General features: G+C 63.0%; 13 protein-coding genes. 6 read left to right on the top strand and 7 right to left on the bottom strand.

The annotated features are described in order from the left end of the window. Positions 1-42: 42 nt before the first annotated feature. Complete coding sequence (fabG, locus tag LRP59_RS09380; RefSeq protein WP_002514820.1) at positions 43-804, top strand: 3-oxoacyl-ACP reductase FabG; 762 nt, start codon at positions 43-45, stop codon at positions 802-804. Between the two features lies 1 nt (position 805). Here fabG and LRP59_RS09375 read toward each other — a convergent pair whose 3' ends face one another. From LRP59_RS09375 to trmB, 6 genes are all read right to left on the bottom strand, one after another. After that, positions 806-1,618: an ECF transporter S component gene (locus LRP59_RS09375; protein ID WP_014604194.1), complete on the bottom strand. Its 813-nt coding sequence runs from the start codon at positions 1,616-1,618 to the stop codon at positions 806-808. Beyond that, the gene (locus LRP59_RS09370; protein WP_002514818.1) at positions 1,615-3,270 is read right to left on the bottom strand and encodes an ABC transporter ATP-binding protein; all 1,656 of its coding nucleotides are present in this window, start codon (positions 3,268-3,270) and stop codon (positions 1,615-1,617) included. Before LRP59_RS09370 ends, LRP59_RS09375 begins: the two co-directional genes overlap by 4 nt. After that, entirely contained in the window at positions 3,267-4,529 is a 1,263-nt protein-coding gene (locus tag LRP59_RS09365) for an energy-coupling factor transporter transmembrane component T (RefSeq protein WP_002514817.1), read from the bottom strand. Before LRP59_RS09365 ends, LRP59_RS09370 begins: the two co-directional genes overlap by 4 nt. 68 nt (positions 4,530-4,597) lie before the next feature. Beyond that, the gene (locus LRP59_RS09360) at positions 4,598-5,218 is read right to left on the bottom strand and encodes a class I SAM-dependent methyltransferase (protein ID WP_002514815.1); all 621 of its coding nucleotides are present in this window, start codon (positions 5,216-5,218) and stop codon (positions 4,598-4,600) included. Next, positions 5,215-6,054 carry a tRNA pseudouridine(38-40) synthase TruA gene (gene truA / locus LRP59_RS09355; protein WP_002514814.1) on the bottom strand — a complete coding sequence of 280 codons (840 nt, stop codon included), beginning with the start codon at positions 6,052-6,054 and terminating at the stop codon, positions 5,215-5,217. Before truA ends, LRP59_RS09360 begins: the two co-directional genes overlap by 4 nt. Further along, positions 6,051-6,995, bottom strand: coding sequence for a tRNA (guanosine(46)-N7)-methyltransferase TrmB (gene trmB, locus LRP59_RS09350; protein ID WP_014598637.1), 945 nt, complete (start codon positions 6,993-6,995; stop codon positions 6,051-6,053). The genes truA and trmB overlap by 4 nt, the downstream gene beginning before the upstream one ends. 173 nt (positions 6,996-7,168) lie before the next feature. Here trmB and LRP59_RS09345 point away from each other — a divergent pair, with 173 nt between their 5' ends. After that, positions 7,169-7,462, top strand: coding sequence for a DUF1540 domain-containing protein (locus LRP59_RS09345; RefSeq protein ID WP_002514812.1), 294 nt, complete (start codon positions 7,169-7,171; stop codon positions 7,460-7,462). A gap of 119 nt (positions 7,463-7,581) precedes the next feature. Here the strand turns inward: LRP59_RS09345 and LRP59_RS09340 are convergent, their stop codons facing one another. Continuing rightward, positions 7,582-8,487 (bottom strand): hypothetical protein, encoded by a 906-nt coding sequence (locus LRP59_RS09340; RefSeq protein WP_002514811.1) that lies wholly within the window; start codon positions 8,485-8,487, stop codon positions 7,582-7,584. Between the two features lie 117 nt (positions 8,488-8,604). On the opposite strand from LRP59_RS09340, the gene LRP59_RS12155 reads away from it, so the two are divergent. The 4 genes from LRP59_RS12155 (at position 8,605) to glmM (ending at position 14,715) form a co-directional block, all read left to right on the top strand. Beyond that, positions 8,605-11,886, top strand: a complete 3,282-nt coding sequence (locus tag LRP59_RS12155) for an endo-beta-N-acetylglucosaminidase (RefSeq protein ID WP_041444540.1) — start codon at positions 8,605-8,607, stop codon at positions 11,884-11,886. 263 nt (positions 11,887-12,149) lie between these two features. Next, positions 12,150-12,593, top strand: a complete 444-nt coding sequence (rplM, locus tag LRP59_RS09325; RefSeq protein WP_002514808.1) for a 50S ribosomal protein L13 — start codon at positions 12,150-12,152, stop codon at positions 12,591-12,593. Between the two features lie 22 nt (positions 12,594-12,615). Beyond that, positions 12,616-13,137, top strand: coding sequence for a 30S ribosomal protein S9 (gene rpsI / locus LRP59_RS09320; RefSeq protein WP_002514807.1), 522 nt, complete (start codon positions 12,616-12,618; stop codon positions 13,135-13,137). A gap of 225 nt (positions 13,138-13,362) precedes the next feature. Further along, positions 13,363-14,715, top strand: coding sequence for a phosphoglucosamine mutase (gene glmM, locus LRP59_RS09315; RefSeq protein ID WP_002514806.1), 1,353 nt, complete (start codon positions 13,363-13,365; stop codon positions 14,713-14,715). Positions 14,716-14,729: the final 14 nt, after the last annotated feature.

Genomic DNA, 14,729 nt, shown 5'->3' with positions numbered 1-14,729 from the left:
TGAATTGTGTCTCCTGCGATCAACGGTGTTGGAGGAGTGACAATGACTGGATTGCTTGCTGGTCGCACCGCGCTGGTGACCGGTGGAACCGCTGGAATAGGTCGCGGAATCGCGGAGGTACTCGCACTCCACGGTGCCCGTGTTGCCGTGACCGGTGTGACCGAGGAAAGGTGTGCTCAGGCGCGCGAAGACGGACTCGACGTTTACCAACTCGACGTGCGGGACAAGAAAGCCTGCATCCGCGTGGTGAATGATGTTGCTACCGAGTGTGGTGGCCTGTCCGTGCTCATTGCTAACGCTGGTGTGTATCCCCAGGTCCGTCTCGCTCATCTTGACGATGACCAAATTGACTTCATCTTCGACGTGAATGTTAAAGGCATGATGCACGTCGTCCAAGCGGCAACGCCAGCCCTGCGTGAATCTGGTCGCGGGCGCATCGTGGTCACGTCGTCGATCACTGGCAACATCACCGGCTACCCAGGGTGGTCCCACTACGGCGCCACCAAGGCGGCACAGATGGGATTCATTCGCTCGGCCGCGATGGAGCTGGCAGGCGACAGGATCACCATCAACGCCGTGATGCCGGGCAATATTATGACCCCAGGTCTGAAGGCGCTTGGCGATGATTACCTCGCCGAGATGGCGAAGGCCGTGCCGCTGGGGATGCTGGGCGAGGCGAAGGACATCGGTGAGGCAGTGGCGTATCTCGCCTCGGATGGGGCGCGCTATGTGACCGGTCAGTCGATCGTGGTGGATGGCGGACAGATCCTGCCTGAGGGGCCGGAGGCGCTTGCGGAAATGTAGGTTAGTTTTCCTCCGTGCCGAGGCTGACTGCATCTGGCACGAACTGGGCGCGTCGGGAGGCCCGCCGTAATACCCGGAGAATCGGGCCTCCTAGCAATGCTAGGCACACCACGTTAGTGAGTGCGCGTCCCAGATTCCATCCCATGGATGTCGCCATGTTGAATAAGACGAAATGCCACAGGTTCGTCAGTGGAGATGCGTGCGGGTCGAAAGATAGCTGGGTGCTGGTGCCGAGGTTAAAGGGCCAGAAGGCGAAGTCCATCAGCCACCCGTAGACGAAGGCTGACACGAATCCCCAACCACATAGCCAGGCGATTTCGGCTCTTCCCCGCGCCCGGGGAAGCAGCCCCGCTCCCAGCCCGACGAACCCCGAGGCGATCATTTGGTAGGGCAGCCACGGCCCGAAACCTGCGGTGAGCAGGGCGGATGCGAACATTGTCGTGGTGCCAAGGACGAAACCGAACGCCGCACCGAACACCCTTGCCCCGGCAATCATGAGGATGAAGACGAAGGAGATCCCTGCCATTGACGGGCTGATGGTGCGTAGCGCTGCCCCACATGCGGTGAGGACACCAATCATGGCGAGGGCCTTGACGTCGATCCCGTCCGAACTGAGTTGCGAGACCACCACCGCCAACACCACGGGCAGGATCGCGGCGAAAAGAAACGGGGTGCGCGTCTCATAGTCGGCAGCGCCTCCCGGATTGAGGAAGAGCGGCCAGCAGAAGGCCAGCAACCCCATAACGGCGGTGATGATGAGCAGGATTCGAGAAGTCGCTGAGGTGCGGACGGCGACGTGCTGCCTCCTGCTCATCGGCGGTCTCCTGCCGGGGTGTTCACGAGCCTCTCGACGTCGGCGATCGTCATCACATCGGCCGGGTGAAAGACCTTGGCGATTTGTGGACTGAATCCGGGCGAGGAGGTGCACACTGAGCGTGTGGATCCGTCGGCAACAATGTGGCCGGTGGCCATGACGATGGTGCGATCCGTTGTTGTTGCGGCGAATTCCACGTCGTGGGTGGCCAGCAATACCGCCGCTGGATCGCCAGTAGCGCCGGCGGCAATACCCTTGACGATTCTGGTTAGCTCGGTTTTCATGGCGTAGTCGAGGCCGCGGGTGGGCTCGTCAAGGAGGACGACATCGGGGCGACTGGACAGCTGGATCGCTAGGACGAGGGCCAGTCGCTGGCCTTCCGACATGTCCCGGGGATTGCGATCTTCCGGCAATTCCACCCTGAGACGGGACAAGATGGCGCGCGTGGTGCCGGCAGGCACCCCGGACTCCTTGTCGGCCTGGGCACACTCCTCAGCGACGGTCGGTAAGTAGAGCAGGTCGGAGGCTGACTGCGGGACTAAGCTCACCATTCGTCGAGCGGTCGCGGCGTCGGCTTTGCGGGGGTCAGCCCAAGAACCCTCGTGGTTGACCAGTACCCTCCCTGAGGACTTTGTTGCCCCTTGGATCGCCCACATCAGAGACGACTTGCCTGATCCATTTCGACCCATGAGGCAGGTGATGGTGCCGCGCTCTACGGTGGTCGTCAGGGCATCGACGGCGCGCACCTGGCCGTAATTGACCCCAAGCGTCTCCAAACGCAATACCTCGTTGCCGCCCCCGGGCCAGGTCATCGCTTCGAAGGGTTGCGGAGCACGTGGGAGGCCCGGACGTGGACCGACTCGACGGCGAGCTTCGCGTACTGACAGTGGGACAGTCGGCCATCCCATGGCGCGGCTCAGGGCAGCCAGCGGCGGGACGACGTCGGCGCGGGCCAACACCTCCTCGGGCCTTCCTTGGACGACCGAGCCATCACCGGGTAGCCACCAGAGGGCGTCGGCGGCGTGCATGACGCGTTCTAGACGATGCTCGGCGAGGATCACGGTTAGGCCGACGTCATGGACCAGCGTGGTAATAGAGGCAAGAACGTCCTGGGCTGCCGTGGGATCGAGGGCGCTGGTCGGTTCGTCGAGGACAAGGATGCGAGGCTGGGCAGCCAGAACGGCGGCGATGGCCACCCGCTGTTGCTGACCGCCAGAGAGGCTCAGCAAGGCCCTGCGGCGCAGATCGGCAATCCCCATGAGGTCCAGGATTTCCTCGACCCTCTTGCGCATCACGGACGGCGAAATGCCCAGCTGCTCCATGCCGTAGGCGATCTCGTCCTCCACGGTATCGGTAACAAACCCGGCAACCGGGTTCTGTCCGACGACACCTACGACGTCGGCCAGTTCGCGGGGGCGGTGTGTGCGGGTGTCGCGCCCGGCAACCGTTACGGTGCCATCGAGGCGCCCGCCGCTGAAGTGTGGGACGATCCCGTTGAGGGTCCCCAGCAGGGTTGACTTACCGGTGCCGGTGCGCCCGACGACCAGGGTCAGGTCCCCCTCGGCGACGGTGAGATTGATATTCCTCAGGGTCGGAGTCGAGGCCCCGGGGTGGGTTATCGACACGTTCGACAGGGTGATGACATCGCTCATGACTGGGGTACCTCGTCTTGTCGGGATGTCCACGACGCGGCCTGCTCGGGGTCAGCCTGGGTGGATCTTTGGGGTGCGGGGGTGAAAACCCCAGGTAAGGCGGCTGCCACGACGAGGAGGAGCATTGCTGGTTCCAGTGGCGGCCAAACTACCGGCGATGTAGAGACGGTGATGGCCTTGGGGTTGGCGCGGGATAGCCAGATCATGGCGACTATCGCAACTGCTCCGCACAAGCAGGACGCCGTAGCCTGCCAGGTCCACGGATCGGGGCGGTATCGACTTACCCCGAGGCGACGTCCCGAGATCCGTAATCCGACGACCGACCCGATGATCCCGGCGACGATGAGCACGGCGCCGATGTGCTGACCCATTCGGTCCATGAGGAGCCATGAGCACAGGCTGCCGGGTGCGCACGTTGACGGGTCGGTGCTGAAGGATCCGGTCGGGTTGGCCAGGACGCCGTAGCACCCTAGGGTCAGTGCCATCACGGACACGACGAGCAGAACGCGGGTTCCCGGGCGGACGCGACGGCCGTCACGGGTGCGCCCGTATCCGCGGGACTCCATCCCGCGGGCCAGGGACATCGACATCTCCACCGAGTCTTCCAATACCGGGACGAGCACGGCCCCCAGGGCGCGGATCCCTTTTCGTGTGTCCCCGCGTAGCCGTCGGGCTCGTCGGACCCGCTGCGCCGAGGCGATGAGTTGAGGAAAGACCGATAGCGCGATGACGACGGCCACCGAAATGTCGTGCAGTGCCGCTGGCACGGATTTGAGGACGCGTCTGGGGTTGGCCAACGAGTTGGCGGCACCGAGGCAGGCCAGCATTCCGGCTAGTCGGAGGGCGTCGTAACCGGTGGCGGCCAGCCCTTCAGCAGTGACCGGCCCGCCGAGGCAAATTCCGGCAGCCCAGTTGGGCAGGGACGCTTCGGGAAGACGGAAGAGCACGGTTCCCTTCCCGTCGCCACCCATAAGAATTTGAAAGAATACGCGAATAATGATGACCGTGAAGGCCATGCCGGCATACACCCTTGCGGACCTGGCCCACGGTTCGTCAGTGCGGCGCACAGCGACGACGAGGGTGACGGCTGCCGTGATGAGGACGACGAGGAGCGGATTATTGGTGAGGCTGATGGCGATACCGCAGCCTGCCGCCCAGGCCCACCACGACCACGGATGGACGGTCCTCGTACTGCTTGGGGTGGCTGCTACCGGAATCCCAACGACCGGGTTGGCTGTCCTCGTCACCAATCTTGACATGGTTCAGCGCCGGTTCCAGTCGTTGTCGGCTTCGCTTCCTAGTGGCACCATTTCAGTTTACGACCAGGTTAGGCATGGACGTCGATGACCCGGAATCCTTTCGCGGAAGCGACTCGGGCTGCGTCGAATCCTTGCTCGCACAGCCAGCTGGTGAGAGAGTCTGCGCCGAGGTTTTTCCCGACGACGAGGTGTGCGACTCCTTCGTCGCTCAGGCGCGCCAGCCACGTTGTCAATATTTCGTGTAAGGCCGCCTTGCCTACCCGGATCGGCGGGTTTGACCAGATCTCGTCGAAACGAAGGTCAGGGTCGACCTCCTCAGGACGGCAGGCGTGGACGCGATCGCCGACCCGGAGGGCCTTGGCATTGCGGGTCGTCAAGTCGATGGCCAGGTCGTTGACATCGACGGCGACGATGTGGGAGCCGGAGCAGGCCCGGGCCAGCGCACAGGCGATCGGGCCGTACCCGCAGCCGAGATCGAGAAACGTGCCGTTGGATGGTGGAGGAGTCACTGACCGCATAAGGACAGCGGTACCCGGGTCGAGTCGAGTCCCGGAGAACACTCCGCCGGCCGTTGTCATAGTCATGGAATCATCCCAGACGTTGACGGTGATAGTGCGGGTGCGGGTGGGTCCCTCTGGGGTGGTGAAGTAGTGGGTGGGGGAATGGTCGTCGTGGCTGGATTGGCTCATCGGTCCTCCCAACAGGTGTCGCAGATGTCGTTGTGGCTTCGACGGGAACGGGCTTGGGCAGCGCGTCGAGCGAGATCCTCGTCGGACGGGTAGCCGACCTCTTCGAGGGTGAGCCCGCAGGCCGGCATGACGAGCACTGATGATGCCCGCGAGGTACTGGCGGCGACGTTGTCGAGCCAATCTTGGCTGCGCCGCCCCGAGGCGACTGCGGTGAGAGCTCCGACGAGGGATCTCACCATGGAGTGACAAAAGGCGTCAGCGCGGACGGTCACTTCGACGGTGCCGCACGGGTCGTCGAGCCGTTCGGCGTGGCAGTCGAGGAGGGTACGGATTGTTGTGGCGCCCTCGCGGTGTTTGCAGAAGGCCGCGAAGTCGCGCAGCCCGAGAAGAGAAGTGCCGGCGGTGTTGAGGCAGTCGAGGTCGAGGTGTCCTCGCACGGGTGCCACGTGGAACCGGGTCACCGGGTCAGGACGGGAGGACTCGTCCCACAGGCGGTAAACGTAACGACGCCACAGCGCCGAGAACCGGGCGTCGAACGTGCTGGGGACGGGGCGTACCGACGTCACGACGATGTCGGGGGTGAGGACCCGCGACAGCCGACGCAGCATCGCCGAGGTGTCGACGTTGTCGGGTAGGTCGACGTGGGCCACCTGGCCGCGGGCATGAACGCCGGCGTCAGTACGCCCCGCGACTGTCAGGGGAGTGGGCTGGTCGAGACGGAGTACGCGGGGAATCCACGTTTCCAGCTCACCCTGCACGGTGCGGCGATCGGGCTGGGTGGCCCACCCCGAGAAGTTCGCCCCGTCATAGGCGATGTCCAGGCGCCAGCGGGTCATGACCCGTCCACGCGACGCCAGGTGAGGTCGTGAATGGTGCGTCCGGCCGTCAGCCCCTTGTTCTCGTAACGGGTCACCGGCCGTTCGGGCCAGCGCGGGCTAAAACCGTCCGGCCCAGCGTCGACCGGCTTGAGCAGCGGCTCGGCTGAGAGTACTTCGAGCATCCAGTGGGCGTAGTCGTCCCAGTCGGTGGCCAGACGCCACAGACCGCCCGGACGCAGCCGGGACGTCACCAGACGGGCTGTGTCGGGGTTGACGATGCGACGTTTGTGGTGACGCTTTTTGTGCCATGGATCAGCGAAGAAGGTCCACAATTCGTCGAGGTCGGCGGGTCCGAAGAGGTGTTCCAGCCCTGCTGTGGCATCGGCCATGATGACCCGGGCGTTACCTGCGCCAGCGTTCTCGAGCTTGTTGAGGGTCGTCGCGATGGAGGGCAGGTAGACCTCGAAACCGATGAAGTCTCGCTCGGGATGGGCGGCCGCTAGCGCTGCCAGCACGTCGCCAGACCCAACTCCGATCTCTACGGTAAGCGGGGCGGTGCGACCGAAGATCGCGGGGAGGTCTAGACGGGATCCAGGTGCGACCGAGGTGCTGGTGGCGTCGCGGGGGACGTCGATGAGGTACGTGCTGGCCAAGGTATTCATGGCTCGTTGCTGAGAGACGTTCATCCGGGGGGATCGCCGCACGAAGGAGACGACACCGCGCCGGACCCGGTCGCCCGAGCGGTGTGCCCCGGCTGACACCTCGACCCCTAGCCCCGGCTGATGGCGGCGAGCCTGGGCAGGGGAAGCGTCGGTCGGATCGAGGGGAGCGGGGTCGGGTCGCACGGGGTCGAATGATAGTCGATGACTCTGAGCGACGCGGTGATTGAAGTGTACGCCGGCTGAAGTGATGGAGCGGCGATCCACGTCAAGAGTTGGTGAACATGAATATTTTGACATTGGTAGTGTTGTGAAAAATGAGACCAGAAAGAGGCCGGGAAAACAGAGGTCAGGCTTCGCTGATTCCAAGCGTCATTCCTTGTCGCTAGGCGATCTGAGATCAGCCTAGCCTTGCTTGTGGGCGATATTTTCAGTGCTTATTGTTGACGACGTCAGACACGCGGTGGTCATTTATGAAAGGTCTCGACATGTCTACCGCAACTCCCGTTGTTTCTTGTTCCGTTACCGATTGCGCCTTCAATGATTCCGGCTGCACCGCCTTCGCGGTGACCGTCGGTGGAGCTTCTGGGCAGCCCACGTGCGCAACCGTTACCCATCTCGATGCTCGCGCCGGTCTGTCCTCAGCTGATGGCCGCGTCGGTGCATGTCAGCGTATTGAGTGTGTCCACAATGACAAGCTCATGTGCACTGCCCAGCAGGTTGCCATCAGCGACGCCGCGAGCTGCACTGCTTACCAGGCTCGCTGAGCCACATGCGGGTATCTCATGCTCCCGCATTACGTCGCCTCCGGTACAACTGACCGCCGTGATTCAGGCGTGGGCCCCCTCGGGGGAGAGGAGGCCCACGCTGTTCCCGGATCCGGCTGTCAGACACGCGTAGGGCGTACCGGATCCGAGTTCAGGGGGAGCTGGGCCACGGCGGCCTCCAGCTCGGTGAGGGACGTCGCGTCCTGTTCCAAAGGTATGAACACCGCACCCGTCTGGTCAGGGTTGACGTACATGAGGGTCAATCCGGTGCGATCGATGTCAGCGCAGAATACCCGGCCCACGGTGTGCGGGCACGCGTGATGAGTTGCGCGAGACCAGCAACTGCAGCCGAATACAGTTTTCTTGTGTACCCCGTCGCACAGCTGCGAGAGGTGGGCATTGCCGAGTGAGGCAACGATGTCTAAGGCGGAAAGCTCATCCTCGGCAGACGGGAAGACTTTGTCGTCGGGGATGTTGTCAATGAGAGCGGGGACGTCGATCTCGGTACTGCCCATGGCGTCATGAAGGATCGCGCGATACGGGGCGACGACCCCGATGAGGGCGTCGTCGAATCCAGCGATGATCGATACCTCTCTCGGTAGCACGTCCGTGGCCAACAGGTGGTCGACTTGGGCGGGGGCTAGCCATGTAATTGTTCCGAGCACATGGAGGGTGGCTGCCAGGAGGCGGATGGCCGGTTCTGGGGCATCTTTGGAGATCTCCAGCCGGACATCAGTGGGCAGTCCGGCCGGGACTTGGCAGAGGGCCTGGGCGGGATGGGAGCGCTGGGCGACGACGAAACGCCCCGACGCCGTAACGCCGTGGGCTTGGAGATCGCAGGTCCACTTCTCTGGGCTTTCACCGGCAGAGATCATGGTGTGGGCCACCATTGTGGCCATGCCGGCACCGCCGAGGATGCGACGGGCTAGGGAAAAACAGCGCTGCGACAGGGCTGATGCGATGTGATCCGTGTCCTCCCGGGCGTCGGAGTCATCGGAGGCCTCACCGTGTCGTGGAGCAGTCATTGTCACATCCCTTCGCCTTAGGCGAGCCTAATCTAACATATAACTCCATGTCGTGACAGGGGTACGTGCCGGGTTGATTACCCGAGCGCCCTCCGTGCAGAGCTAAATCGATTTATCATGAGTGGTGCTTTCACCGTAGAAAGGAACACCGTGAAACGAGCGCTTATCGCTGGGGTCGCTGCCCTGGTGGGGCTCGCGGCCTTGACGCCCCCTGCCGTCGCCGATGACTCCGTAGCACCCGTGGGAGCCCATGCCCTGGCATCGGCCCAACCCCGCAACGCTGGGCATCGACTTCAGGACATCCGGACGTGGAGTCCCCAGACCGACCCTTACGCCCGGTACCTGCGTGCCGAGGTGCCCCTGCAACCTCGTATCCCTCACGATCCGTCTACCCAGGCCCATCCGGAGCTGGATGCCAAGGCCCAGGTCATGCTCATGCAGGGCGATTACGGAAACTCCTTCTTCGGCAATTTCCGTGCCAATGACGGGTTCGCCCACAACGTCCTCAACTTCTGGCAGTATGCCGACTACTGGAGCCCCTGGCACGGCTCAGCGACCGCACGGACTCCACAGTCCCTCTATGACCCTGCCACCAGTGACTGGCGGACGCGCAATTTCGAGTTCGGCGTCGTCGACATTCCGAATCCCGCGTACACCAACGCCGCCCATCGCAACGGCGTCAAGTCCATCGCGACGATCTACTTCGACCCGGCCTTCCGCCCCGGGCTGACTTTTAAGGAAGCCTTCGACAAGGATCCGACATCCCGGGGGTACATCATCGCCGAGAAACTAGTCGAGATGGCTAAGTACTTCGGTTACGACGGGTACTTCCTCAACGAGGAGGAGGGGAACCTTCAGGACTCGCGCTTCCGGCCGTTCATGAGCTATCTCACGTCGAAAGGCCTCTACACCCAGTGGTACACGAACACTCCAGGTACGTGGTCTTCGTCCAAGGCCAGTCTGCTTGACCACGGCAGGATCATGAACTCAGTGTTCCTTAACTACAACTGGCCCGGGACTCAAGATCGCTCGGTCGAGGCGGCCAAGGCTGAAGGATACGATCCATACCAGTCCTTGTTCTTCGGTGTCGAGGCGAATCAGGCGGGGTTCAACGGCAAGCATCGGTCGGCTACCGAACTTCCGAGTCTCTACGAGTCGAGGCGAAATCACAGCCCCAAGGCCTCGGTTGCACTCTTCACCCCCAGCGACATGTACCAGCGAGGTCTGGCTGATGCGGTCAAACCCAAGGGTGCGGACAAGGACGTACCACTTTTCCAACAGGATCCCTACCAGTGGATGGTGGCTGAGCGTGAGCGGATGTACTTCTCAGGAGTGACGTCGAATCCGAAGGACACCGGAGCCCATCCTGGCCATTCCCGTCCGGAGGTTGGCGTAGCGGACTCATCGTCCTGGGTAGGGGCCGCCGACTTCATTCCGGCTCGTTCGGTCATCGGCGGGAGACAGTTCCACACCGACTTCAATACCGGGCACGGCATGAGGTGGTACTCGGCGGGCGACGTCTCGGCTGCTGCATCATGGACCGACATGGACGCCCAGTCGATCCTGCCGAGCTGGCAGTGGTGGATCGACACCGAGGGGACACGTCCGTCGGTTGACTTCGACTATGGCCCGTCGGACCGACGCAAGGACGTTCATGGCGCTCCGGTCAGCCTGCTGTACCATCAAGTCGGAGCGTGGTGTGGCGGGTCATCGCTCGTCGTCCACGGGATGATGAGCAAGACGACGACGTTGCGGCTGTTCAAGACCCGCTTGGCCATGACGGCAGACACGAGCATGCCCATCACCTTCCGCAAGAGCTCGAAGGACCATGGCACCATGAAAGCCGCCCTCGTCTTCGCTGACGACCCGGGGCGCGTCGTCACGGTTGATGTGCCCGGTAGCGGTGTCAAAGGCGGCTGGCACACCTCCACCCTGCGCTTAGGCCGGTTCGCAGGCCGAACGCTGACCACCCTCGGATTGCAGTTCGCACCCGCCCCCGACTACCAGATGAATGTCGGTGCCATCTCAGTGCGTGACGGTTCGGGGGTGCCTGCGGCACCGAGTGAGGTGCAACTCGACACGGTGTACGACGACGGCCAAGCCATTTTATCCTGGCACGCCGCGCCCTTCGACGACGTAGCAGGGTACGTCGTCGAGTCGATGGGCCCGGACGGCAAGATCGTCCATCTAGCTTCTGGCTACACCGATCTTGCCTATCTTAAGGCGGTGCCGAAGAAGACCGGGAAAGTCACTTTCAGGGTGCGTGCTGTGGGTCATGACGGCCAAATGTCAGCCCCCTCGACGGTGAGCTACGACTACTCCGCTCAGCCTCGCCACATCAAGGTGGCCGAGGCTGCAACGGCGTCGAAGCTGCTTACTGATGCTGTCAGGCCGGGGGTACTCGACGTCACCTGGGACGCCAAGGGTGTGAGAGTGTCGACCTGTCGCGTCGACGTCCACCTCGTCGACATCGCGAAAGACGACATCGACAACCAGCCCTACGGACTCGACGTGCCCTGCGCTGCTGGCGGTGCCAGGGTGCCGGTTCCGATACGCGAGGGGCACCCCTATGACCTCACGGTGACGGCCGGTCACGGATTGGGATTGAGCTATCGCGGTCACACCCATGACTCTTGGGCCGCGCCGGTGACCCTCGACGATATCGTCGTGGAGAGGAAACGGTCAGGATTCCACATGAGGAACCTCACCTCACCCGATTGGTACGGCCTCCAGATTATGTGGAAGGGGACGGACGGTACATCCAGAAAACTCACGACGATTCGTCGCGGCGGATCGGTGCGTGGGGGATGGGGCACTGCCCCGACGACCGACTGCCCCACCGCTTTCCATTCCTTCCCCTCGTCCCAGGGGACTCTCGTCATGAAAGTGACCGACTATGCCGGCAACACGACTACCCAGCATTTCGCGGTCAAGAACAACGACCTGGTGCGTCCTGCCACCGCTCCCCGATTCACTGTGGTCGAACCGGCACGCCAACGCGTGACGGTCTCGCACCCGATCATTCCGGTGAGGATCTCAGTGTCCGGTGACCAGCCGGTGTCCTGGCGACTTCGCGGTGCGTTGCCTGCCGGGCTGCGCTGGACCAACGACATGTCGGTGAACGGACTGACCTCGTTGGCAGCCACCCTCTCAGGATCACCGAGGTCGGCGGGTAACCACCGGATCGTGGTAGAGGTGAGCGACCTTTTCGGCAACACGGTGACGCGAAGTGTCGTGGTGGAGGCGGCTCGCGGCAGCGCCCCGAGTAGCTCCGGAGGATCGTCCGGCCCATCTGCGTCAGCGAGTGCCGACTCTGCCATCCGGCCTGGGTGGGACTCGTCCTCGTCTGCCTCCTCTGGATCGACTCGGCCGGTGAGGATGCCCCTTACCGGGTGCTGACCGGGAAGACGCCGGGCGGGAATCGACCTCCGCCCGGCGATTCGCTCTTCCCGCGGCACATGTGTAAAATACCCGTGTTGCCTTCGAGCAAACGGGAGTTGACCGCCGCGGTTGCTCCGCCTGTCCGACACAGCGATGTCGTGATGCGGTTCCGGTCTCCGGCGTGTCACGCCGTCGAGTGAAGGAATCGCCCGAGAGCACCACCACGTTGCAAGATCCCTGTGCGTGATCCTACGTATGGGACCGAGTTCGAGAAGGTACCTGTGACCACCTACAGCCCCAAGGCCGGCGAGGTGCAGCGTAAGTGGTACGTCATTGACGCCGAGGACATCGTCTTGGGCCGTCTGGCTACCACTGCTGCCAACCTCCTGCGCGGCAAGCACAAGCCGCAGTACGCCCCCCACATCGACACCGGTGACTTTGTCGTCGTCATCAACGCCTCCAAGATTGCGCTGACCGGCAAGAAGGCCACCGACTCGCTGCGTTACGACCACTCCGGACGCCCGGGCGGCCTGCGCGTCACCAGCATCGGCAAGATGCTTGCGAAGAACCCGCGCCGTGCCGTGGAGCGCGCGGTGTGGGGCATGATGCCCAAAAACAAGCTGTCGCGTCAGCAGCTCAAGAAGCTGAAGGTGTACGGCGGCCCTGAGCATCCGCACGCTGCGCAGAACCCGCAGCCTTACGAGATCACCCAGATCGCCCAGTGATCGCCCACGAAGGATTGTGACAGTGACTGACACCCCAACCGAGAACCTCGAGAACACCGAGGTCACCCCGTTCACCGAAGGCGACCGTGAGATCGCCTACCGCACCGACTCCAACCCGACCGTGGCTGCCGGTGATTCTAAGCGCCCCGCCATGATCGCTCCCGGTGCTGCCACCGGCCGCCGCAAGGAGGCCATCGCTCGCGTCCGCATCATTCCCGGCTCTGGCCAATGGAAGATCAACGGCCGCACTCTGGAGGACTACTTCCCGAATAAGGTCCATCAGCAGATTGTGACCGAGCCCTTCACTACCGCTGGTGTTGAGGGTGCCTACGACGTCATCGCCCGCATCGGTGGTGGCGGAGTCACCGGACAGGCCGGTGCGCTGCGTCTGGGTATCGCCCGTGCGCTCAATAACGTTGACGCCGAGGCCTCGCGTCCGGCCCTCAAGAAGGCCGGCATGCTGACCCGCGACGCCCGCGTCAAAGAGCGCAAGAAGGCTGGACTCAAGAAGGCCCGTAAGGCTCCGCAGTATTCGAAGCGTTGATCCGGTCTTTGTCTGGAACTCGGGGTGGCTCTCCCTCAGGGGAGAACCACCCCGAGGCGTTTTCCGGGGTCTCACGGGCGTGGGACTATCTGTCGTGATTTCCTGGATGGATCGGTGGGGCTGTTGCACAGGGTGACATGGCCTTTACCACCGAGTCACTCGAAATGCCCACGCTCAGCGGGTGTTCCGCTCACTTGGTGTGAGCGGTGGGTAAAGTGAAACTTCATGGCACGACTTTTTGGAACTGACGGAGTGCGCGGTGTGGCTAATCAAGACCTCACCGCCGAGTTGGCCCTTGACCTTTCGGTCGCGGCCGCGCACGTTCTGGGCGAGGCGGGTGCTTTCGGACACCGCCAACCTACCGCGCTGGTAGCACGTGATCCTCGCGCCTCCGGCGAGTTCCTCGAGGCCGCTGTCTGCGCTGGGTTGGCCAGCGCCGGTGTTGACGTGTTGCGCGTCGGCGTGATCCCGACTCCTGCGGCGGCCTACCTCGTCAATGAGTACCGTACTGATTTGGGCGTGATGCTCTCGGCATCTCACAACCCCATGCCTGATAACGGCATCAAGTTCTTCTCCCGCGGTGGCGTGAAACTTCCCGACGATCTTGAAGACGCCATTGAGCAGCGTATGGGTGAGCCGTGGGCTCGCCCTATTGGCGACAAGGTAGGACGTATCCGCTACACCCCGCAGGCTGTCGACACCTACGTCGACCACCTGGTGCGCTCGCTGCGCCAGCAAGACACCCTCAAGGGGATGAAGATTGTCCTCGACACCGCAAACGGTGCCTCCTTCCATACAGCGACGGCTGCCTTCACCACTCAGGGTGCCGAGGTCATCGCGATCCATGACCAGCCCGATGGCCTCAACATCAATGAACGGTGCGGTTCCACCCACCCGGAGAAGCTGCAGGCCAAGGTTGTTGAGGTTGGGGCTGACATGGGATTGGCCTTTGACGGTGACGCTGATCGGTGCCTGGCTGTCGACCACGAAGGCAATATCGTCGATGGGGATCACATCATCGCGATTCTCGCGTTGGCTTTGCAGGAGGATCACCGTCTGGCCTCCAACACCGTTGTCGCGACGATCATGAGCAACCTTGGCCTCATCATCGCAATGCGCGCGCACGATATTCACGTCGATCAGACCAAGGTGGGTGACCGCTACGTCCTCGAGTCGATGAACGCCAACGGGTTCTCGCTGGGTGGTGAGCAGTCCGGGCACGTCATTATGAGTGAGTTCGCAACCACTGGTGACGGTGTTCTTACCGGTTTGCACCTGGCTGCGCGCGTCGCTCGTACCGGCAAGACCCTCAAGGAGCTCGCCTCGGTGATGACCCGTCTGCCGCAGGCCCTCATCAATGTGCGTGGCGTCGACAAGTTGCGAGCTGGTATCGATCCAGACGTTAATAAAGCGGTTGCTGACGCTAACCAGAAACTCGGCGACGCCGGTCGAGTGGTGTTGCGTCCGTCGGGTACTGAGCCGGTCGTGCGGGTCATGGTCGAGGCTGGTACCCAGGAGGAAGCTGATCAGATCTGCTCTGAGTTGGCCGAGACCGTCAAAATGAGCCTGGCGTTGTGAGCGTCTTTCGTCGC

This window comes from Cutibacterium sp. 37298 (genome assembly GCF_023838685.1).
In the GTDB taxonomy this organism is placed as follows: Bacteria; Actinomycetota; Actinomycetes; order Propionibacteriales; family Propionibacteriaceae; genus Cutibacterium; species Cutibacterium acnes.
The sequence above is the reverse complement of the archived record's forward strand: the minus strand, read 5'-3'. Positions and strand labels throughout refer to the sequence as shown.

What these genes read in the sequence shown, in the direction of transcription:
- fabG (WP_002514820.1), top strand. Translation starts at nt 43, where the DNA reads ATGACTGGATTGCTTGCTGGTCGCACCGCGCTGGTGACCGGTGGAACC.
- LRP59_RS09375 (WP_014604194.1), bottom strand. Translation starts at nt 1,618, where the DNA reads ATGAGCAGGAGGCAGCACGTCGCCGTCCGCACCTCAGCGACTTCTCGA.
- LRP59_RS09370 (WP_002514818.1), bottom strand. Translation starts at nt 3,270, where the DNA reads ATGAGCGATGTCATCACCCTGTCGAACGTGTCGATAACCCACCCCGGG.
- LRP59_RS09365 (WP_002514817.1), bottom strand. Translation starts at nt 4,529, where the DNA reads ATGTCAAGATTGGTGACGAGGACAGCCAACCCGGTCGTTGGGATTCCG.
- LRP59_RS09360 (WP_002514815.1), bottom strand. Translation starts at nt 5,218, where the DNA reads ATGAGCCAATCCAGCCACGACGACCATTCCCCCACCCACTACTTCACC.
- truA (WP_002514814.1), bottom strand. Translation starts at nt 6,054, where the DNA reads ATGACCCGCTGGCGCCTGGACATCGCCTATGACGGGGCGAACTTCTCG.
- trmB (WP_014598637.1), bottom strand. Translation starts at nt 6,995, where the DNA reads ATGTCAAAATATTCATGTTCACCAACTCTTGACGTGGATCGCCGCTCC.
- LRP59_RS09345 (WP_002514812.1), top strand. Translation starts at nt 7,169, where the DNA reads ATGAAAGGTCTCGACATGTCTACCGCAACTCCCGTTGTTTCTTGTTCC.
- LRP59_RS09340 (WP_002514811.1), bottom strand. Translation starts at nt 8,487, where the DNA reads ATGACTGCTCCACGACACGGTGAGGCCTCCGATGACTCCGACGCCCGG.
- LRP59_RS12155 (WP_041444540.1), top strand. Translation starts at nt 8,605, where the DNA reads ATGAGTGGTGCTTTCACCGTAGAAAGGAACACCGTGAAACGAGCGCTT.
- glmM (WP_002514806.1), top strand. Translation starts at nt 13,363, where the DNA reads ATGGCACGACTTTTTGGAACTGACGGAGTGCGCGGTGTGGCTAATCAA.